22 protein-coding genes and 1 other RNA gene are annotated in these 18,982 nt (G+C 40.6%); 18 read left to right on the top strand and 5 right to left on the bottom strand.

Translation table 11 applies throughout. From position 1 onward, the window contains the following. The first annotated feature begins 37 nt into the window (after positions 1-37). Positions 38-289: a hypothetical protein gene (locus tag ES896_RS20190; protein WP_156060890.1), complete on the top strand. Its 252-nt coding sequence runs from the start codon at positions 38-40 to the stop codon at positions 287-289. Here the strand turns inward: ES896_RS20190 and ES896_RS17220 are convergent. Continuing rightward, positions 286-1,770 carry an aldehyde dehydrogenase family protein gene (locus tag ES896_RS17220; protein WP_017359492.1) on the bottom strand — a complete coding sequence of 495 codons (1,485 nt, stop codon included), beginning with the start codon at positions 1,768-1,770 and terminating at the stop codon, positions 286-288. The two genes, ES896_RS20190 and ES896_RS17220, sit on opposite strands and share 4 nt — an antisense overlap. A gap of 209 nt (positions 1,771-1,979) precedes the next feature. On the opposite strand from ES896_RS17220, the gene ES896_RS17215 reads away from it, so the two are divergent. The 8 genes from ES896_RS17215 to ES896_RS17180 all read left to right on the top strand — a co-directional run bounded on the left by ES896_RS17215 (position 1,980) and on the right by ES896_RS17180 (position 7,699). Then, positions 1,980-2,192, top strand: coding sequence for a DUF6501 family protein (locus ES896_RS17215; RefSeq protein ID WP_017367443.1), 213 nt, complete (start codon positions 1,980-1,982; stop codon positions 2,190-2,192). Between the two features lie 49 nt (positions 2,193-2,241). Next, a complete protein-coding gene (locus ES896_RS17210) occupies positions 2,242-2,379 on the top strand; it encodes a YozQ family protein (protein ID WP_017359491.1) in 138 nt (45 codons plus the stop codon). Positions 2,380-2,656: 277 nt separating this feature from the next. Continuing rightward, positions 2,657-2,998, top strand: a complete 342-nt coding sequence (locus ES896_RS17205; RefSeq protein WP_008346505.1) for a PH domain-containing protein — start codon at positions 2,657-2,659, stop codon at positions 2,996-2,998. Positions 2,999-3,175: 177 nt separating this feature from the next. Beyond that, the gene (locus ES896_RS17200; RefSeq protein WP_017367442.1) at positions 3,176-3,823 is read left to right on the top strand and encodes an SDR family oxidoreductase; all 648 of its coding nucleotides are present in this window, start codon (positions 3,176-3,178) and stop codon (positions 3,821-3,823) included. Between the two features lie 91 nt (positions 3,824-3,914). After that, positions 3,915-4,415, top strand: coding sequence for a TraR/DksA family transcriptional regulator (locus ES896_RS17195; RefSeq protein WP_008346509.1), 501 nt, complete (start codon positions 3,915-3,917; stop codon positions 4,413-4,415). A gap of 133 nt (positions 4,416-4,548) precedes the next feature. Further along, positions 4,549-4,734: non-coding RNA, 6S RNA (gene ssrS, locus ES896_RS17190), on the top strand. Positions 4,735-4,869: 135 nt separating this feature from the next. After that, positions 4,870-6,651, top strand: a complete 1,782-nt coding sequence (gene recQ / locus ES896_RS17185) for a DNA helicase RecQ (protein WP_135227098.1) — start codon at positions 4,870-4,872, stop codon at positions 6,649-6,651. Positions 6,652-6,907: 256 nt separating this feature from the next. Continuing rightward, positions 6,908-7,699 carry a LysM peptidoglycan-binding and 3D domain-containing protein gene (locus ES896_RS17180; protein WP_135227097.1) on the top strand — a complete coding sequence of 264 codons (792 nt, stop codon included), beginning with the start codon at positions 6,908-6,910 and terminating at the stop codon, positions 7,697-7,699. Between the two features lie 152 nt (positions 7,700-7,851). Here ES896_RS17180 and ES896_RS17175 read toward each other — a convergent pair whose 3' ends face one another. Beyond that, entirely contained in the window at positions 7,852-8,358 is a 507-nt protein-coding gene (locus ES896_RS17175; RefSeq protein ID WP_008346514.1) for a GNAT family protein, read from the bottom strand. A 204-nt stretch (positions 8,359-8,562) separates the two neighbouring features. Here ES896_RS17175 and ES896_RS17170 point away from each other — a divergent pair, with 204 nt between their 5' ends. The 4 genes from ES896_RS17170 to prpB all read left to right on the top strand — a co-directional run bounded on the left by ES896_RS17170 (position 8,563) and on the right by prpB (position 12,781). Then, on the top strand, positions 8,563-9,102 hold the full coding sequence (locus tag ES896_RS17170; RefSeq protein WP_135227096.1) for a DUF420 domain-containing protein: 540 nt from the start codon (positions 8,563-8,565) through the stop codon (positions 9,100-9,102). A 167-nt stretch (positions 9,103-9,269) separates the two neighbouring features. Then, entirely contained in the window at positions 9,270-10,412 is a 1,143-nt protein-coding gene (gene mmgD, locus ES896_RS17165) for a citrate synthase (RefSeq protein WP_058214061.1), read from the top strand. A 2-nt stretch (positions 10,413-10,414) separates the two neighbouring features. Next, positions 10,415-11,851 (top strand): bifunctional 2-methylcitrate dehydratase/aconitate hydratase, encoded by a 1,437-nt coding sequence (locus ES896_RS17160; protein WP_135227095.1) that lies wholly within the window; start codon positions 10,415-10,417, stop codon positions 11,849-11,851. Positions 11,852-11,863: 12 nt separating this feature from the next. Further along, the gene (gene prpB, locus ES896_RS17155) at positions 11,864-12,781 is read left to right on the top strand and encodes a methylisocitrate lyase (RefSeq protein WP_135227094.1); all 918 of its coding nucleotides are present in this window, start codon (positions 11,864-11,866) and stop codon (positions 12,779-12,781) included. An 87-nt stretch (positions 12,782-12,868) separates the two neighbouring features. On the opposite strand, the gene ES896_RS17150 is transcribed toward prpB, so the two are convergent. Both ES896_RS17150 and ES896_RS17145 read right to left on the bottom strand, forming a co-directional pair. Beyond that, positions 12,869-13,531 (bottom strand): lysozyme family protein, encoded by a 663-nt coding sequence (locus ES896_RS17150; protein ID WP_008346523.1) that lies wholly within the window; start codon positions 13,529-13,531, stop codon positions 12,869-12,871. Positions 13,532-13,628: 97 nt separating this feature from the next. Continuing rightward, positions 13,629-14,954 (bottom strand): APC family permease, encoded by a 1,326-nt coding sequence (locus ES896_RS17145; protein ID WP_017367435.1) that lies wholly within the window; start codon positions 14,952-14,954, stop codon positions 13,629-13,631. Positions 14,955-15,141: 187 nt separating this feature from the next. Here ES896_RS17145 and czrA point away from each other — a divergent pair, with 187 nt between their 5' ends. Next, a complete protein-coding gene (gene czrA, locus ES896_RS17140) occupies positions 15,142-15,471 on the top strand; it encodes a Zn(II)-responsive metalloregulatory transcriptional repressor CzrA (protein WP_007500691.1) in 330 nt (109 codons plus the stop codon). 35 nt (positions 15,472-15,506) lie between these two features. Here the strand turns inward: czrA and ES896_RS17135 are convergent, their stop codons facing one another. Continuing rightward, positions 15,507-16,031 (bottom strand): CcdC protein domain-containing protein, encoded by a 525-nt coding sequence (locus ES896_RS17135; protein WP_019743306.1) that lies wholly within the window; start codon positions 16,029-16,031, stop codon positions 15,507-15,509. A gap of 118 nt (positions 16,032-16,149) precedes the next feature. Here ES896_RS17135 and ES896_RS17130 point away from each other — a divergent pair, with 118 nt between their 5' ends. Genes ES896_RS17130 through ES896_RS17115 form a run of 4 tightly spaced genes read left to right on the top strand, consistent with a single transcriptional unit; the run spans position 16,150 to position 18,938 of the window. Next, positions 16,150-17,073, top strand: coding sequence for a helix-turn-helix transcriptional regulator (locus tag ES896_RS17130; protein WP_135227093.1), 924 nt, complete (start codon positions 16,150-16,152; stop codon positions 17,071-17,073). Positions 17,074-17,127: 54 nt separating this feature from the next. After that, the gene (locus tag ES896_RS17125; RefSeq protein WP_035703240.1) at positions 17,128-17,604 is read left to right on the top strand and encodes a GyrI-like domain-containing protein; all 477 of its coding nucleotides are present in this window, start codon (positions 17,128-17,130) and stop codon (positions 17,602-17,604) included. 38 nt (positions 17,605-17,642) lie between these two features. Continuing rightward, a complete protein-coding gene (locus ES896_RS17120; RefSeq protein ID WP_046343767.1) occupies positions 17,643-18,362 on the top strand; it encodes an MBL fold metallo-hydrolase in 720 nt (239 codons plus the stop codon). Positions 18,363-18,365: 3 nt separating this feature from the next. Further along, positions 18,366-18,938, top strand: coding sequence for a TetR/AcrR family transcriptional regulator (locus ES896_RS17115; protein WP_108611646.1), 573 nt, complete (start codon positions 18,366-18,368; stop codon positions 18,936-18,938). Positions 18,939-18,982 lie beyond the last annotated feature (44 nt).

Here is an 18,982-nt window from a genome sequence, read left to right as displayed (position 1 = left end):
TTTCCTTTATCACTATATTCAGGAGTCGGCCTGTCACATGACAGCTCAAAAAAAGCCGATGACATCGTCACCGGCTCAGCGTGTAGACAAACCCTCGCATTCTTTGTCAGTCCTGCGTTCCGGTGCTCACGAATGTCAAATTCGCTCCGCTCCAGTACTCGTCCTTCCTAGTCTGCAAAGGTTTTCTATCACGCTGAAACGAAGACAAAGGGCTAAAATCAAGTTCATTTTAGCCCTTTGTCAACAATCTGAGCCGATGACATCGTCACCGGCTTTCTTAAATGATTAATCTTGCAGATTAATCCACACGCTTTTGACTTCTGTATAGTTGTTTAGGGCATATGATCCCATTTCTCTGCCAAGGCCTGACTGTTTATATCCGCCAAACGGGGAGGCGGCATCAAAGACATTATAGCAGTTGACCCAAATGGTTCCTGCTTCTAGGCGTGCAGCGATATCGTGGGCATGCTTTAAGTTTTCTGTCCAAAGTCCTGCCGCTAACCCATAGTCAGATTGATTGGCCCGTTCGACCACTTCATCAATGGAATCGTAAGGAATCGCAGATAGAACTGGACCGAAGATCTCTTCTTTTGCGATTGTCATTTCATCTTCTACATCTCTAAAGACAGTAGGGGAGACGAAATAGCCTGCTTCATAAGGGCAGTCACCACCGACTACGGCTGTTGCACCTTCTGACTTCCCTTTTTCGATGTAACCTAACACACGTTCATGCTGCTCTTTACTCACTAGAGGCCCAATCTGGGTATCATGATGAAGACCGGCTCCTTGTTTTAATGATGTCGCATATTTAGCCATTTGATCGACGACTTCATCATATTGGCTCCGGTGCACAAAGACCCTTGATCCTGCACAGCACACTTGACCTTGGTTAAACATCACGCCGTTTAATGCACCTGGAATGGCTTTCTTTAAATCAGCATCTGGTAAAATAATATTCGGCGATTTTCCGCCAAGCTCTAAAGTAACACGCTTGATGGATTTGGCTGCTTTCTCCATGATCAATTTCCCAACACTTGTTGATCCAGTGAAAGCCAGCTTATTGACATCAGGGTGATCGGTTAATGCTTCACCGGCTGTTTCACCGAATCCAGGAACGATGTTAATCACGCCTTCTGGGAATCCGGCTTTATCCACTAATTCAGCTAAATATAAAGCAGATAGTGGCGTTTGTTCAGCTGGCTTTAAAACGATGGTGCAGCCTGTTGCTAGTGCAGCACCCATTTTCCACATGGCCATGAGCAGCGGGAAGTTCCAAGGAATGATTTGTCCCACAACGCCAACAGGCTCATGGCGGGTATAATTAAAATATCCCTGGCTAACAGGAAGGGTTTGTCCAGTCATTTTTGTGGTCCACCCTGCATAATAGCGCATGTGCTCAATGGCAAGAGGGATATCCGCATTGGTTGTTTCATTAATTGGTTTTCCATTATCAAGTGTTTCCAGCTGAGCCAGTTCTTCTTGGTGTTCTTCCATTAAATCTGCCAGCTTAAACATCAAGCGGGCACGTTCGGCTGCAGACATAGAACGCCAAGGTCCATGGAACGCCTTTTTAGCAGCTTTTACTGCCTCATCAATGTCGGCTGCACCTGCTTCATATACATCAATAAGGGTTTCTCCTGTGGCAGGGTTAGGCGTAGAGAATGTTTTATTATCATGACTTGTGACAAACTGACCGTTAATGTAGAGTTTTTTCGTCCCTTGGAGAAAAGATTCGAGTTTTGAACTGATTTGAAGTGTTGTAGAGCTCATAAATAAACAAACCTCCTTAAAGATATGGGTTGTTCTGCGAGTTCTAGGTGGAAAAAGTGGACATGAAGCCATTTGTATACGCACACGAATGTAAACGTATACATTTATCATATTACACGACATCTTTGAAAGCAATCGATAACACTCATTGCATTTCACGAAAAATTGGCTACAATAAATGTATAGATGAAAAAAGGAGTTTTTAAATCATGATCCATCAAAACTGGCAAACGGCTGAAACGGTAAAACAAGTAAAATGTGTACATACAAATGCGAAAAAATATATGGTTGACCGGGCATTAACGGTTGGACACACATATGATGTGAAAAATGAAACAGAGGAATTTCTCTTTGTCGTTGATAATACGGGTAAAGTAGGCGGGTATTACAAAGAGTATTTCGAAGACAATTCTGCTGAATGATTTTGATGGTCATCACTCATACTAAGAAAAACAGTAAAGGGTGATGATGATGAAAAAGCAGCAGCAAGAAGAGCAGAAACATCAAAATGCTTGGCATGACAATGAAGATGCTGATATGGCGATTACACTTGAGCAAATTTCTGATGTGTATGCCGAAGGAACGATTGATACCCCGAAAGATGAATAGTCATTTAAAACAGTGGTTTTACATAATCACTGTTTTTTTTATGGTCTCATAACGAATGATTTCTTGAAAAAACTGAAACTTTTTTCCTGCTTTAACAGTCTAAATAAGTAGAGGAAAGAGCATCGGATCAAAAAGAAAAAGTTAAATGAAATTTAATCTATTCGTAATGGAATAACGACGATTTATAGCGTATTCTATAAGTGAGAATAAAACGTACCCACAGAGCCGTGTGGCCGTTTTGTCATAAAGGAATTTGATGCAGGAAGAGGGGGTTTACGTGGGTATTTTTTCTGTCAGTAAACAAAATGATCATAAAAAATTCGAATCCTTATTAATTGAAGGAGAAAGAATTGAGGCTGTTTACAGACTGCGTCACGACCAAATTTGTTTCACCAATAAACGACTGATCTTTGGCGATAACCGCGTATTTTCTAAAAAGAAAGTCAGGGTCTCCTTGCCGTATCGATCAATTGAAAGTTTTGCCATTCAAGAAGCTGGCGTGTTTGATCAGGACACTGGTATGCTGCTTGTTACAAGCTCAAAAGTATTTGAACTCGATTTTTCTAAAGATACAGATTTGAGTGACGTGCAGGCCATTTTAACAAAACATCTTTGCTGATCAACGATGCGATTACATAGATCACATGCACTTTTCTCATTCTTTGTTCTTATTTTTATCTATCGCACATCTCTTGAGCTTTTCCCACTACAGTGGGGAAGGCTTTTTTCTATTCATGTGTTTGAATCCCAACAAAAAAGGATAAAGATGAAACAGATACAGAAAGGAGAATGAACAATGAAAGTATTAGTTGCTGGAGCAAACGGACATACAGGGAGACTTGTCATTCGATATTTAAAAGAAAAAGGACATGAGCCACTTGCTCTCATTCGAGATGAAAAACAAGCAGATGCGCTAAAAGAACTTGGTGCAGCGCCTGTCATCGGTGATCTTGAAAAGGATGTGACAGATGCTGTGAAGCAAGCAGAAGCTGTCATCTTTGCAGCTGGTTCAGGCTCAAAAACAGGTGCAGATAAAACCATCGCTGTTGATCAAGAGGGGGCAAAACGCCTCGTTGATACAGCCAAAAAAGAAAATATTCAGCATTTTGTGATGCTGAGTTCTTATAATGCCGACGATCCTCATCAAGGAAAAGGACAAGGCAGTATGGAAATTTATTATGAAGCGAAAAGAAAAGCCGATGAACATTTAAAACAGTCTGGTCTTTCTTACACCATTGTGCGGCCAGGAGCACTGCTGCATGAGGAAAAGACAGGGAAAATAGAAGCGGCGGCTCATATTCCAGACGATCGTGACATTGAGATTTCAAGAGAAGATGTAGCCACTGTCTTAGTGGAAAGCTTAACGGAATCCAATGTGAAAAATAAAGCCTTTGACTTAATCAAAGGTGATACACCAGTAGAAGAAGCACTTCGCAATCTTTAAATGAAGAAAGCTGCTGCCAAAGAGGCGGCGGCTTTTTTGATGTTTTCATTTCGCATGGAGCGGGAAGGTAAAGAGAAAGGAGTGATTGACCGTGAGCTTAACGAAAGAGCAAAAAACTAATTTATATGAAAGACTTATTCAATTAAAAGAAGATGTGAAAGGATCAAAAAAGAAAGAAGAATCCATGCTGGTCGAATCGAATGAGATTTCAAATGGTGTTGGAAACCATATCGCAGATCACGGAAGCATCTATTTAGATCGCATGACCGAACAGACGCTGGATCAAGTCGACGATCAGCTCGAAGGTGAAATTGATGCGGCGTTTAAGCGGATGGAAGACGGAACATATGGAATTTGTGAAAAAACAGGAAAAGACATTCCATATGAACGTTTGAAAGCAGTACCCTATACTCGTTATTCAATTGATGCAAAGAAAAATGAAGAAACCAATCAAGATCCAAATGAATTTGACCGTTCGTTCTCTGAGCAAATGCGTGATTTAACAAATAGAGAAACGATGGATCAATTACATTCAGATACGTATGAAAGGCTAGAAGAAGAGCAAGATGTTGATGTAGATGAGGAAAAATAACATGATGAGAGGAAATTATGTTTTCTCAACATAATGTTTTTCCCCGTCTACATGGACAAATATCTTGTATACATGAGTATTTTTTTAGAAAAAACATATCTTGAAATTTAATAAACTTTCGTGTAGTATAGTTTAAAGGCTGCGATGCGCGTAATGTTAATTAAGTTTTAACCTTTAAGCTGTAATAGGGAGTTTTATATTGAATCCGGAATGTCACGCCTCCTTCGAGAGGAAGACAGGAACGTTTCTGCAAACACCCACTTTGAGGAGTGGTGGTTTAAAACTTTCTTACTTAGATTACGGCATCCGCAGCTTTTCCTAGGATGATTCAAGCCATTTTCCATTTTTGGAAAATGGCTTTTTATTTTGTCCAAAATACGATTTTGAACAGACCGAATGTGGATGGACAAATGTATGTTAAAATAGACAAAACAAACGACGGAGAGGGAATTGGATGTTACAACAAGCTGAAGCACTTCTTAAACAATATTATGGCTTTGATGCTTTTAGACAAGGACAAAAACAAGCCATTGAATCGATTGTGAATAAACGGAAGGATACGGTCTGCATTATGCCGACAGGTGGAGGGAAATCGGTTTGCTACCAGATTCCTGCCCTTATGATGGAAGGAACGACAATCGTTGTATCTCCGCTTATTTCTTTAATGAAAGATCAGGTTGATGCGTTAAATGAGATGGGAATACGATCGTCCTTTTTAAATAGTACACTTTCAGCAGGTGAAATGAATACAAGGCTGAAAAAATGTGAACAGGGGGAGTATGATTTGCTTTATATCACCCCTGAACGCTTACAAAATGAACGTTTTTTTCAGCTGCTTGATCGATTGACGATTCCTTTAATGGCTATAGATGAAGCGCACTGTATATCTGAGTGGGGACATGATTTTAGACCGAGCTATCGCTTTATACAAGAATGTGTAAACAAGCTTTCAAAAAGGCCTGTTATTGTAGCATTAACAGCCACTGCTACAAAGAAGGTCCAACAGGATATATGTGAGCAGCTTGGCATGGACGAAGAAGAAACAATCTTTACTGGTTTTGCTAGAGAAAATTTGTCTTTTCAAGTAGTGAAAGGGCAAAACAGCGACCAATTCATCACACAATATATGAAGAAAAACAGTCTTGAGTCAGGCATTATTTATACAGCCACACGAAAAGAAGCAGATCAAATTTATCATCGTCTAAAAAAGCAAAAGATCAAAGCGGGTGTTTATCACGGAGGATTAGATGATGAAGTGAGAGAAGAACAGCAAAATCTTTTTTTAAATGATGATATTCAAGTAATGGTAGCTACATCTGCATTTGGTATGGGGATTAATAAGTCTAATGTACGTTTTGTCATTCATCATCAAATTCCAAGAGATATTGAAAGTTACTACCAAGAAGCAGGACGTGCCGGGAGAGACGGGCTTGAAAGTGAATGCATTTTGCTGTTTTCACCGCAAGGCGTACGCGTGCAGCGCTTTCTCATTGAACAATCAACAGAAGATGAAGTGCGGTATCAGCATGAATTGCTCAAGCTGAGACAAATGGTAGACTACTGTCATACGGAACAGTGCCTTCAGCAATTTGTGATGGACTACTTTGACCAATCATCAAGTGCCCCTTGTCAAAAATGCAGCAACTGTCTAGACGAGAGAGAGCGTGAAGACGTCACGAGAGAAGCACAAATGGTTTTGTCGTGTACCGTTAGAATGAACGAACGATTCGGAAAAATGATGATTGCTCAAGTATTAGCCGGCTCTAAAAACAAAAAAGTGCTTGATTTTGGTTTCGACCGGCTTCCTACTTATGCTTTAATGAAACAGCATTCAGCCCAACATATCAGTGATTTCATTGAATTTTTAATTACGGAAGAGTATTTACACATGTCTGAAGGAGCTTTTCCAACACTAAAAGTGACACAAAAAGGAAAGAAAGTGCTAGTGGGGCAGGAGACCGTCTATAAAAAGCAGGCGATAAAGGCAGAGTCTATTCAAGAAAATGATGCATTATTTGAGCAGCTAAGAATGGTCAGAATGAAGTTGGCAAGAGAACAGGGCGTTCCGCCATTTGTTGTCTTTTCTGATCAAACATTGAAGGAAATGTCAGCAGTAGAGCCTAAAACAGAAGAAGAACTTTTAAATATTAAAGGTGTCGGCGCACAAAAAAGAGAGAAATATGGAGATGTTTTTTTAGAAGAAATTCGTTTATTTATAGAAAAAGAGAAAAAATAAAGAGTTTGAAGAAGGAAAATAAACTTTTTTCGTTTCACTTGGACGCGTTTTCATCATGATGATTTCCATCCCTTCAAAACCTTGATATGATGCGGAATTGAGCCATTTAGTGGGCTGATTTACCAATGGAGAGAGATGTTTCATGTAAAGGAACTGTAATCTAAAACATATCGTTTTGTTATTGAAATGACATTTACATATGTTACGATAGCACTCGTTAGCCGCCATAAAAAGCTAACAAGGGAGGATTTACTTTATGAAGAAGACTATTATGTCCTTGGTTGCTGTTGCAGCAATCTCAACAACAGCATTAGGAGCACAGCAAGCTTCTGCAAAGGAAATCACTGTACAGAAAGGTGATACACTTTGGGGAATCTCTCAAAAAAATGATGTGTCTCTAAAGGACCTAAAGGGTTGGAACAATTTATCTACAGACATGATCTATGTAGGAGATAAATTGACAATCTCTTCAAAAGAGAAAACTCAGGAGCAGTACAAAGTCCAGAAGGGGGACAGCCTCTGGAAAATCGCTCAAAAATTCAATGTGTCAATTAGCGATCTTAAGTCTTGGAATAACTTAAACTCAGATATAATTATGATTGGTTCAACACTAAGTGTTGCTGGTCAAAGCTCAGCTCCGGTAAGCTCAGAACCTGTTCAAAAACAGGCACCTGTCCAAAAAGAGCAAACTACGAAAAAAGCTGCTCCTAAAAAGGAAACAGCTAAAGCAGAATCATCTTCTGCTAGTCAAAGTGTACAAAAAGAAATGACTGTAACGGCTACGGCTTATACAGCAAATGATGGTGGCATCTCAGGTATCACTGCAACAGGGGTAAACTTAAACAAAAACCCAAATGCAAAAGTAATCGCAGTAGATCCTAATGTCATTCCATTAGGAAGTAAGGTTTATGTTGAAGGCTACGGTGAAGCCATCGCAGCAGATACTGGCGGCGCAATTAAAGGTAACAAAATTGATGTACACGTACCAAGCAAATCCCAAGCTAAAAATTGGGGCGTAAAATCAGTCAAAGTGAAAGTACTTAACTAGTAGTCTATTGTTTTTGGAAGAAAGCATCAGGTGGCGGCCTGATGCTTTTATTATACCTTTTTTTGGCCGGAAATACACATATTTTTCTGAAAAATTCGCATTTTCGACAAAAACCAGCGTATAAGCTCATCTCAACGCTGGTTTTTGTGTCGTTAGCTGTCCACCCAATAAATTTCTCCGCTTTGCTCTTTCCAATTGATTTGGACATCAAAATGGTGTTTTTCATAAAAATGAATCAGGCGGTCCACATGGTTCCAATCTCTTTTGACGAGATCCCCAGTAATGACTGGAATGTTTTGCTCTCTTGCGATTTCTTTTAAATGCTTCATACAAATTGATCCATAGCCATTATCAGGCGGGCCTTTAATATCGGCAATGTGAATCTTTCCTTCTTCAGGATATTCCGCGATCAAGGAAAAATCAGATTGTCCGCGAAAAGCTTTTTCGCAATCGCTTAACATGATTTTGCACGTATCTGCATTCTCAATTGCAGAGACGATCATCCATTCATCTTCCTTCGCTTGATCAATGCCAATAATCTTTGCTTTTTTTGAAATATCTTTTATATTTTCTTGCATTCGATACATTTGGAACTGCAACTGCTGTAATTCTTGCTCTAATGTCTTCACATCTTTTGTTGTTTCCTGTAAGATTGACAAGTCTATTGCTCCTTTCATAGAAGAGTTGATAAAAACCACACAAATTCCCATTCTAAAGGAAGTGAGTGGATCTTTCAAGCCGCTAGAAGGCAGGCAATCGGCAAGTTTGTCTAAAATTCGACGAAGACAGCGAATTCATTGACTTTAGAGAGAAAGTTAAATAACATACTCTTAGTCGGAACTAATAAAGAGAGGTTTTCAAACATGAACGAACAGAATCAAAAACCGAAAAATTTCACCGGCATTGTTGTCTTTTTAACAATTGCCATAAACGGCTTAATTGCTTTATTATTTTTCATGCCAAAAACAGATAAATTTAGTCATCTGGATATTACATTTCTGCCGTTACTGAATGCCGTGATGAACAGTTTTACGTTTATCTTTTTACTTTCAGCGCTCATTATGATTAAACAAAAGAACATTAAAGCCCATAGACGATTTATCTTTGCGGCTTTTTCAACAACACTTGTCTTTTTAATTTCGTATGTGACGTATCATTCAATGGCAGCTGATACACACTTTGGGGGAGAAGGAATCATTCGTCCGATTTACTTCTTTATTCTCATCACACATATCGTCTTATCTGCCGTCATTGTACCGCTTGCACTGATCACTCTCTTTAGAGGCGCACAAATGCAAGTCGAACGTCATCGTAAAATTGCCAGATGGACCATGCCTCTTTGGCTCTATGTCAGTCTAACAGGTGTCATCGTATATATCATTATTTCTCCATACTACAGCTAACGTATGTCCATTTGGACATACGTTCTTTTATTTACAAGATGAAGTGCTTTGGATAAAATGGGAATTGGGTATCCGACTTGCACGGTATCTTCCCACCTATAGAATCACATCATGTCTGGCCGTTTGCTCGTTTGGAGAACACAATTGAACGAAACGGGGGTTATATGATGACTGAACAATTGCAGTACAAACCGGGGCTTGAAGACATTGTGGCAAGCGAAACGTCAATTTCGTTCCTAGATGTCCAGCAAGAAGAAATTGTGATTCGCGGTTATGACCTCATCGAGCTGGCACAAAACAAGACGTACTTAGAAACAGCCTATCTGCTCATTTACGGAAGATTACCAGATGCAATGGAATATCACCAATTTCAGCAAGATATTTCCTCACAAACAAGCTTACATCCAACCATTCAAACCATTTTGACAAAACTGCCAAAAACCACTCACCCAATGGATGCCATGAGAACGTGTTTATCTGCTCTTGCAGGGTACGATGAACAACTGAATGATCGATCAGAAGTATGCCAACAAGCGCGTGCCGTTCGATTACTTGGACAGCTGCCAGCGATTGTTGCGGGAAGCTATCATATTCTCACACAAGACACCACACCTACTCCAGACCAGACCAAATCCTACACTGAAAACTTTCTAGCGATGTTAACAGGCCGCACTCCGGCACAAGACGAAATCAAAGCATTTGACCAAACACTCACGCTTTATAGTGAGCATGAGCTGCCGAATTCAACATTTGCAGCAAGAGTCATTGCATCTACTCATTCTGACATGTATGGTGCTTTTACTGGAGCGATTTCTTCATTAAAAGGTGACTTACACGGAGGCGCAAACGAAGCAGTCATGCATATGTTGCTCGAAGGCAAAACAACTGAAGGTTTCCTTGCGCTCATTGAACGTAAATTAGCCGCAAAAGAAAAAATGATGGGCTTTGGACACCGGGTATACATGAGAAAAATGGACCCAAGAGCGGCTCTTTTAAAACGATCGTTGAAAACGCTTACCGAATCAAAAGGAGACACGACGCTGTATGACATGTGCGTCGCAGGCGAGGCATACATGAAAGAAAAGAAAAACCTCTATCCAAACCTTGATTATTACGCAGCACCTATTTATTACGTGCTCGGCATTCCTATTTCACTTTATACACCGATTTTCTTTGCTGCGAGAGCAAGCGGATTAGCAGCGCATGTCATCGAGCAGCATTCACACAATCGGATTTTTAGACCGAGAGTACGGTATTTAGGACCAAGAGGATTAAAAGTCTCAAATGATGATGGAAAAACGGGGGAATGAATATGAATAAAACAGCAGTAGCCAATCAAACAGATCAACTATTAGAAGATATCGCAGCCTATGCCGTGGATGGAGAAATTACGAGCAAAGAGGCCATTGAAACAGCTCGGTATGTACTCATGGATACACTCGGCTGCGGAATGCTGGCGCTCAACTTTCCAGAATGTACGAAGCATCTTGGACCAATCGTACCTGGAACTGTTGTCCCTAACGGAGCAAGAGTGCCCGGCACTTCATTTGTATTAGATCCTGTTCAAGCGGCGTTTAATATAGGATGTATGATCCGCTGGTTAGATTATAATGACACGTGGCTTGCACAGGAGTGGGGCCATCCATCAGATAACCTGGGCGGGATATTGGCTGTAAGCGATTATATCAGCAGAACGAGGCTTGCAAACGGAGAAGAACCGCTTTCGATGAATGACGTACTGCATGCGATTGTAAAGGCACATGAAATACAAGGTGTGCTTGCTTTAGAAAATTGTTTGAATCGAAATGGCTTGGATCATGTTCTTTTTGTCAAGGTGGCATCAAGTGCAGTCGTTTGTGCAATGCTTGGCGGAACGAAAGAAGATGTGCAGCATGTGTTATCACAAGCTTTTGTGGATAATTCACCGCTTAGAACGTACCGGCATGCCCCGAACACAGGATCAAGGAAATCGTGGGCAGCAGGGGATGCTACAAGCCGTGCGGTGAGACTGGCGATGATGACATTGAAAGGAGAAATGGGCTATCAAACGCCCCTCAGTGCAGAAAAGTGGGGATTTGAAGATGTGTTAATGAAAGGAAAACCACTCACACTTGCCCAGCCGCTCGGGTCATATGTGATCGAAAATGTACTCTTTAAAATTGCCTATCCAGCAGAATTTCATGCGCAAACTGCCGCTGAGGCCGCTGTCATTCTACATGACGCGGTAAAAGACCGTTTAGATGAGATTGACAGGATAGAGATTACGACACATGAATCAGCCATTCGAATTATTGATAAAAAAGGACCGCTTTACAACCCGGCAGACCGTGACCATTGCTTGCAGTATATTACAGCCATTGGGTTAATCTATGGTGAGCTGACCGCTGATCATTATGAAGAAGAAACGGCGCAGAATCCGCTCATTGACCGTTTGCGTGATCAAATGATCGTCAAAGAAGATAAACAGTATACAGAAGACTATTTAGATCCGAAAAAGAGATCAATTGCAAATTGTGTTCAAATCTTCTTTAAAGACGGAACGATGACAGATCGAATCGAAATTGAATATCCGCTTGGTCATCGTAGAAGAAGGCAGGAAGGGATCCCGCTGCTTGAAAAAAAATGGGCATATCATTTGAAAACGAGATTTCCACAAAAACAAGTCGATCAAATTGTTTCACTTTGTCAAAATCCAAATCAATTAAAAACAACGACAGTACCAGCATTTATGGATTTATTTGTCATATAAGGGGGAGCTAGTGTGTGGATCGTGAATGATGAAGTAAATCAAGCTGACTTAGCCGCAGCTTTTAAAGAGCAAATGCACAAATCCGCTTTATTTCAAATTCCAGGCGTTCACGATGGAATGTCTGCGCTCTATGCGAGGAAAATGGGATTTCAAGGGCTTTATTTATCGGGTGCCGCTTTTTGCGCAAGCAAAGGGCTTCCTGACCTTGGTATGATTCATTCCACTGAAATGGCGGAAAAGGCAAAGGAAATCATTCGAGCTTCTCAGCTGCCTCTTTTAGTTGATATGGATACTGGCTATGGCGGTGTATTAAATGCAGCCAGAGCAGCAAAAGAGATGGTTGAGAGCAAGGTAGCGGCTGTTCAAATTGAAGATCAGCAAATGCCGAAGAAATGCGGACATTTAAACGGAAAATTACTTGTTTCTGTAGAAGACATGATGGCGAAAATCAAAGCGATCAAACAAGCGGCACCTACACTTCTTGTCATCGCAAGAACGGATGCGAAGTCAGTAAACGGGATGGAGGATGTGATTCACCGGGCTAATCTCTATCTAGAAGCAGGAGCAGATGCCATTTTTCCCGAGGCGCTGATTACAGCAGAAGATTTCACGTATGCTTCAAACAATATAAAAGGGCCGCTTCTTGCAAACATGACGGAGTTTGGAAAAACACCTTATTATCATATAGACGAATTTTCTATGTTTGGCTTTCAAATGGTTATTTATCCAGTGTCATCCCTGAGAGTTGCTGCAAAAGCGTATGAGCGTTTATTTACAGAGATTAAGGAAAAGGGGACGCAACAGGGAATGCTGGAGGACATGCAAACGAGAAAAGAGCTATATGAAACGATTCATTATGATGAATATGAAGAAATGGACCAGCGTTTAGCCAAAACGATCCTGCCGGAAATAGGGAAAGAACATTCATAAGATGAAAAGAAGACAAAGGGCTAAAATAAAGTTCATTTTAGCCCTTTGTCAACAATTTGAAGCACTTCCGTTTAGGAAGTGCTTTTTTTACGATGATGGTGTGGATGATGAAGCCAATTTCATCTTTTCTTCAACTGTTTTCGTTTTTTCTTTTACTTTTTCAGCATAAGTGAAATCACCGTAGCAATACGGATAGCGGAAGTTATCTTTGTCGCCCCCGCATGTATAAACTTCAGGGTTTCGCTTCACTTGCTTTTTGGAGTATTGCTTTGCCAATTCTTCGGAATGTTTTCCCCCGTTTTTTGCAACAAAATCAATATAGCCGATTCCCATGTTATAGCTTTGAATAATGGTTTCCAAATCAACGCCTTTTTTCTTCCCATGCTTGTACATAGTCGAAAAATGATGGACTCCTTGTTTAATGCTTTTCTGAGGGTCATTGATTTCATTTCGTTTCAAACCAAGAGATTCAGAGGACTGCATTGGATCTCCGCCTCTGCCTTTTGATTCTTGATACATCATACCGAGAATTAACGCGGTATATTGATCTAAATCTTGATCTCTTAACTCTGTTTCTACAAGCGGTTTGTAATCATCCAGTCTCGACAAAACAATTGATTCCGTATCAATCGGCAGCTTTTTTAACTCCTTTTGATTAAAGGAAATGACAATGGCCGCTAATACGCAAACAAACAGAAAAATCGTGAAACAGCCTGAAATGGCAAAACATCCTGTTTTTTTCTTTTTCAAGGTCAGTTCACCCCTGTTTTGCCCCGCTTTTAAAAGGGAAGTACAGCCTTTATATTATGCCATATCCTGCACAGGATACCAAGTGAAAACCTTATATTCAATCATAGCCAAACGTAAATTCTGTTCTTGTTTTCAGTCTATAGCAGAAATAAACAAAACCGATCATGAGCCACACCATGCCGATGATTAATGCATTTGTACTGATGCTTGTTAAGAGCCAAATACAAAAAGCCGTTCCGCAAAGAGGGATGATGGCATACCTCAGTGTGTTTAATACACCTCTTTGTTTTTGTTTGATGAAATAGTAGGCGAAAACAGACAAGTTAACAAACGTAAATCCAATTAATGCCCCGAAGCTGATAAACGAGTAAATGACCTCAAGCTCACCAACAACTGCGGTTAACGAAAAAACACCAATTAATAAAATATTAAATACAGGCGTTTTCAATGTTGGGTGAATATAACCGAAGAAACGCTTTGGTAATGATTGATCTCTTCCCATCGCATACAAGAGTCTTGCGGCACTCGCATGTGATGATAGGGAGGAAGAGATGACAGCGACCATGGTGCCGGCTAAAAAGAATGAGTGGAGAAACGCGCCGCCCACAAATTCCGCAATTTCAAGTGATGCCGCATCTGGATGCTTGAACTGTTGAAAATTTGGAAACACCTGCTGTAAAAAATAAGAGGTAAGGGTAAACAGCACACCTCCAATAGCGACCGTTAAAAATATGGCGAGAGGAATCGTTCTTTTTGGCTTAATTGTTTCCTCAGACATGGTCGAAATCGCATCAAATCCTAGAAAAGAAAAACATAAAATCGTCGCGCCGGAAAAAATAAGGGCGGGATCTAAGCTCGCTGAATAAAACGGACGGGTTGACAGTAACTCTCCCGTGCCTGCATGCTGCGTGAGCCCATAAATAATAAACCCAACAAATGTAACAGCGACAATCACCTGAAAGGTCACAAATAGCGCTGTAATGTTGGCTGTAAGACGTATACCGATTACATTGACAGTCGTTATGGCGATAGCAAGTATGATGATCCAAATGTAATGAGGTACATCAGGAAAGGCTGCGGTTAAATATGCACTTCCGATTGCAAAATTCACCATAGGCAAAAATAAATAGTCTAGCAATAGTGTCCAGCCTACAAGGAAGCCGACGTGAGGATGAATACTTTTTTGCGCGTATGTATATGCAGATCCTGCTTTTGGAAAAGCCTTCACCATATTCCCATAGCTAAGCGCTGTCAATAGTAATGCCAGTAAAGTAAAGATATAAGCTGCAGCAACGTGTCCTTTCGTCAGCTGAGCAACAATGCCGTATGAATCAAATACGACAAGTGGGTCCATATAAGCAAGCCCGATCACAACAAGCGGAAAAACAGTCAGGCTGCGTTTTAGTCTTGGCTCTTCAGTCAATTTGCCTATCAGCTCCTCTAAAAAAATGAATAAATAATGCTCATTTTAAAAAGAATGCTACCACGTGTCAATGCTATTTGAATAAATCTTTTTTCAAAAGGTGTGGAAGCTTTGCATGCTACACGTTTTGGTATATGATGATACATAGAATAAGTCGTGAGTTGACTGACAAGAAAGGTGAAGCGAAATGAAGGAAGAACTGAATACAAATCAAGAACAGGAACGGATGGAGCTGGACGAAGAAAGTCTATTTCTTGTCTCCCAAACATTTAAAGCCTTATCTGATCCGACGCGTATTCGTATTCTGCATTTGCTGTCTCAAGGTGAACATTCAGTAAATGATATAGCAGAAACACTAAACCTTATGCAATCAACCGTATCTCATCAGCTGCGCTTTTTAAAAAATCTTCGTCTCGTGAAATCTAGACGAGCAGGGACCTCGATTTTTTACAGTCCTGAAGATCAGCATGTGATGGAAGTGCTTGAACAAATGATACACCATGCACAGCATGATTGAGAAAAAACCTTCCTACTTTTATATAGGAAGGTTTTTTATGCATGATGTACATGGGTTGATCGTTTATTTGCTTTCATCATTTGATAAGAAAACACAATATAGTAAGCCGCTAGAAGGAAAAAGCTGAGTATTGTCAACGCATCATCGCTGACAATATGCTGATACAATTCAACGATATCCATTTTGGTGATCGCATGTGTTGTCAGATTGACCGATTTAAATGCAAGCCTAGATAAAAACAAACATAAAATAAAGCTTTCAATCCATTTACTTGTTTTCATATACAGCCGGCCATTTTCTAATTTCATCTGAATCGTCTGATAGGCGTGAACGGCGAGACTGCTCCCGAAGATCATGCCAATGACGGCATAGATAAAAATACTGTGATTTTGCCATCCTTCTGATAAGAGAATAAGGGCAGTGAGACTAAATACATACATTCTCATGAAAAGATTTACCGGGCGCACAAGCTGATAGCGTCTCATTCGATTCATTCGAATGATGATCCAGACGAGCATGACGATCCCGATCATGAACAACTGCCATACGTGATGTGTCATGATGCAACCTCCTCCTGCACAGGCAGGGATGTAAACGAATGCTGGCTGTTACTTATCATTACCATTCTTTCTTTTTTTATCAAATCAAAACCTATATTTATGAAAAAGAGGAAAAGTCATGAAAATCGATCGCATTTTGTCCATTGTGATGATACTGATTAGCAAACGGCAAGTACAGGCGAAAGACCTCGCTGAACTACATGAAGTGAGCGTAAGAACCATATACCGTGACATTGATACGATTAATCAAGCGGGGATTCCAGTTGTCACAAAACAAGGCGCAGGGGGTGGAATTTCACTCGTTGACGACTATCGTCTAGAGAAAAAATTATTCACCGATGATGATATTGAACTGATTTTAACAGCTCTTGAAAGCATCACGAGTGCATACACCTTTAAAGAAAGTGAACATGTACTAAAGAAAATGAAATCCCTGATTCCGCCTCAAAACGAAAAACAGCACCATGTATTTATTGATTTAAGCTCTTGGGGGAAAGACCGCTACTTAGAAAAGAAGCTCCAGCTCATTCATACCGCTGCCTCAGCGCATCAATATATCCAGTTCACCTACCGCAATGCAAAAGGCGAAACACTTCCTAGAAAAGTAGAGCCTTATACACTTGTCTTAAAAGGAAGACACTGGTATTTGTATGCGTATTGCTGCGTGAAAAAAGCGTTTCGTCTGTTTAAACTCAAAAGAATGTCAGACCTTATCACGCATTCAGTATCTTTTCTTCCTAAACGAATAAAAAATGAAGACAAGTCTTGGAATGATTCTTGGCATGAAGAACCTTCCGTCAGTACACTAACGCTCAGGTTGACTCAAGATTCTGTTGGTAAAGTGAAGGAATGGATAGATGAAAATGAATTCACCGTATGTGCAGATGGTACGTATCTTGCCACAATCACGTTGCCTCAGGATGATTGGTTATATAGCTTTCTTTTTTATTTAGGGCCAGATGTCGAGATTGTCTCTCCGCTATCCGTTCGGGAAGCATTTGATCTCAAGTTGAAACAATTTCAAAAACCAAAAGGAACTTGACACAATGTTGTCAGGTTTCTTTTTATATGATGGAAAAAAAGGAGATGAGAATGTATGTACGATATCGTGATTTTACAGAAACAATGGATCAAGGGATTATCTGTTCGAACAACAAATGAAATGGAGCAAACAAACGAGCGGAAGATTGCACCGCTTTGGCAGCAATTTTTCACGCAGCAGCTCGACGGGGGCCATGCGCCAGTCATAGGGCTGTATTCAGATTATGAAAAGGATGAAAATGGCGCTTATTTGTTCACAGCGGGGCAATTGGTTGACCAGCAGCTAGCACAAGATGCAAAAGAGATTCCAGGCTCCACCTACGCAAGATTTCAAACGAGAAAGGGCCCGATTGAAGAGGTTGTGTTTGAAACATGGCAGCAGATTTGGAGCTGGGATCAGCGTCACTTGCGAACATATACTGGCGATTTTGAATGGTACGACGAACGATCGATTGATCCAAAAGAAGCACAAATTGATATTTATATAGCAGTCGATGAAAAAATAGTTGCTAAAACTAATGGTATTAGTTAATATAAAACTAACGACATTAGTTTTAGGGGGAAAACAAGATGAGAGTGACAACATTTGACCGTTTGCACCAGCTTACACTCATGCCACGTATTTTTCCGGTAAATTGTTATGTATTTGAGGAAGAGAATGAACTCATCTTAATTGATGCAGCTTTGAAAATGGCAGCAAGCTCGATCATTGAATTTGCACATCAATTAAACAAACCCATTAACAAAATTATTCTGACTCATAGTCATATGGATCATATTGGCGCACTAGATGAAGTGAAAAAGGCTTTTCCAGAGGCAGTTGTTTATTTATCGAAACGAGATGCTCGCCTGTTTGCTGGCGATTTCTCTTTACTTCCTGGTGAACCAGAGAAAAAAGTCAAAGGCAGTTTTTCAAAAGACATTCTCACAAAACCAGACGTGCTTGTTGAAGAAGGGGACGAGATTGGGTCACTTAAAGTCATTGCCACACCAGGACATACACCAGGAAGCATCTCTCTATACGATGAAAAGTCAGGGGTTGTCATTGCGGGTGATGCAGTTGTGACAAAAGGCGGTTTATTTGTAACGGGTGAGTTTCGCTTGACCTTCCCATTCCCGGCTTTTGCCACTTGGGATGCAGAAACAGCACTAAAAAGCGCTGAAAAATTACTGGCACTTCCCTTGTCTTGTCTCGCAGCAGGACATGGTGATCTCATCATAGAGCCTGAGGCAAAGCTCAGAGCCGCTATCGAAAAAAGGAAGCATCAGCTACAAAAGGGAGGACAGTAAGCCATGTCTCCAAGAATGGGTATCACACAAGAAAAAATTGTTGAATCTGCCGTCGAATTTGTCGATGAAGAGGGCTTTTCCGCTTTGACCATTGCTACATTGTCCAAACGGCTAAACATCAGACCACCATCTCTTTACAACCATATATCCGGTCTTCATGAAATACAGGCAGCTCTTGCTGTTAAGGGGCTGACAATGCTTTGTGAGGCCGGCAAACAAGTAACAGCGGGGCTGGAAAAAGAAGACGCTGTTTTAGCATTTGCAAGACAATATGTTCAATTTGTTCGTCAGCATCCCGGCCTTTATGAGGCTGCTTTTTCACATATGAATGAAAGAGAAGTCAGTGTGGCTGCAGAGAATCTTGCTGATTTTGTCCAATCCATCATGTCTCGTTTTGGTGTAAAAGAAGAGGACATGACGCATGTCGTCAGAGGTCTCAGAAGCTTACTGCACGGCTTTGGAGATATTTCAAACAAAAAAGGATTTCAACGGAAAGAACAGCTTGAAGATAGTGTGAGCTATGCGGTCCGTCTTTATATTGCAGGCATCAAAGAGCAAGAAGATCTGTCTCATTGACAGGTCTTTTTAATGTATCGAACCGATATGATGAAGGAGATGTA

It is taken from the genome of Bacillus sp. 005/A4HT-01/001, from assembly GCF_004634445.1.
Classification (GTDB): domain Bacteria; phylum Bacillota; class Bacilli; order Bacillales; family Bacillaceae; genus Bacillus; species Bacillus altitudinis.
Note: the sequence above shows the minus strand (reverse complement) of the source record. Positions and strands in the feature narration are given on the sequence as shown.

Excerpts from the sequence above, each read along its gene's own strand:
- ES896_RS17130 (WP_135227093.1), top strand. The coding sequence starts at position 16,150 with ATGAAAATCGATCGCATTTTGTCCATTGTGATGATACTGATTAGCAAA.
- ES896_RS17135 (WP_019743306.1), bottom strand. The coding sequence starts at position 16,031 with ATGACACATCACGTATGGCAGTTGTTCATGATCGGGATCGTCATGCTC.
- czrA (WP_007500691.1), top strand. The coding sequence starts at position 15,142 with ATGAAGGAAGAACTGAATACAAATCAAGAACAGGAACGGATGGAGCTG.
- ES896_RS17125 (WP_035703240.1), top strand. The coding sequence starts at position 17,128 with ATGTACGATATCGTGATTTTACAGAAACAATGGATCAAGGGATTATCT.
- ES896_RS17210 (WP_017359491.1), top strand. The coding sequence starts at position 2,242 with ATGAAAAAGCAGCAGCAAGAAGAGCAGAAACATCAAAATGCTTGGCAT.
- ES896_RS17200 (WP_017367442.1), top strand. The coding sequence starts at position 3,176 with ATGAAAGTATTAGTTGCTGGAGCAAACGGACATACAGGGAGACTTGTC.
- ES896_RS17160 (WP_135227095.1), top strand. The coding sequence starts at position 10,415 with ATGAATAAAACAGCAGTAGCCAATCAAACAGATCAACTATTAGAAGAT.
- recQ (WP_135227098.1), top strand. The coding sequence starts at position 4,870 with ATGTTACAACAAGCTGAAGCACTTCTTAAACAATATTATGGCTTTGAT.
- mmgD (WP_058214061.1), top strand. The coding sequence starts at position 9,270 with ATGACTGAACAATTGCAGTACAAACCGGGGCTTGAAGACATTGTGGCA.
- ES896_RS17180 (WP_135227097.1), top strand. The coding sequence starts at position 6,908 with ATGAAGAAGACTATTATGTCCTTGGTTGCTGTTGCAGCAATCTCAACA.
- ES896_RS17115 (WP_108611646.1), top strand. The coding sequence starts at position 18,366 with ATGTCTCCAAGAATGGGTATCACACAAGAAAAAATTGTTGAATCTGCC.
- ES896_RS17120 (WP_046343767.1), top strand. The coding sequence starts at position 17,643 with ATGAGAGTGACAACATTTGACCGTTTGCACCAGCTTACACTCATGCCA.
- ES896_RS17215 (WP_017367443.1), top strand. The coding sequence starts at position 1,980 with ATGATCCATCAAAACTGGCAAACGGCTGAAACGGTAAAACAAGTAAAA.
- ES896_RS17170 (WP_135227096.1), top strand. The coding sequence starts at position 8,563 with ATGAACGAACAGAATCAAAAACCGAAAAATTTCACCGGCATTGTTGTC.
- ES896_RS20190 (WP_156060890.1), top strand. The coding sequence starts at position 38 with ATGACAGCTCAAAAAAAGCCGATGACATCGTCACCGGCTCAGCGTGTA.
- ES896_RS17220 (WP_017359492.1), bottom strand. The coding sequence starts at position 1,770 with ATGAGCTCTACAACACTTCAAATCAGTTCAAAACTCGAATCTTTTCTC.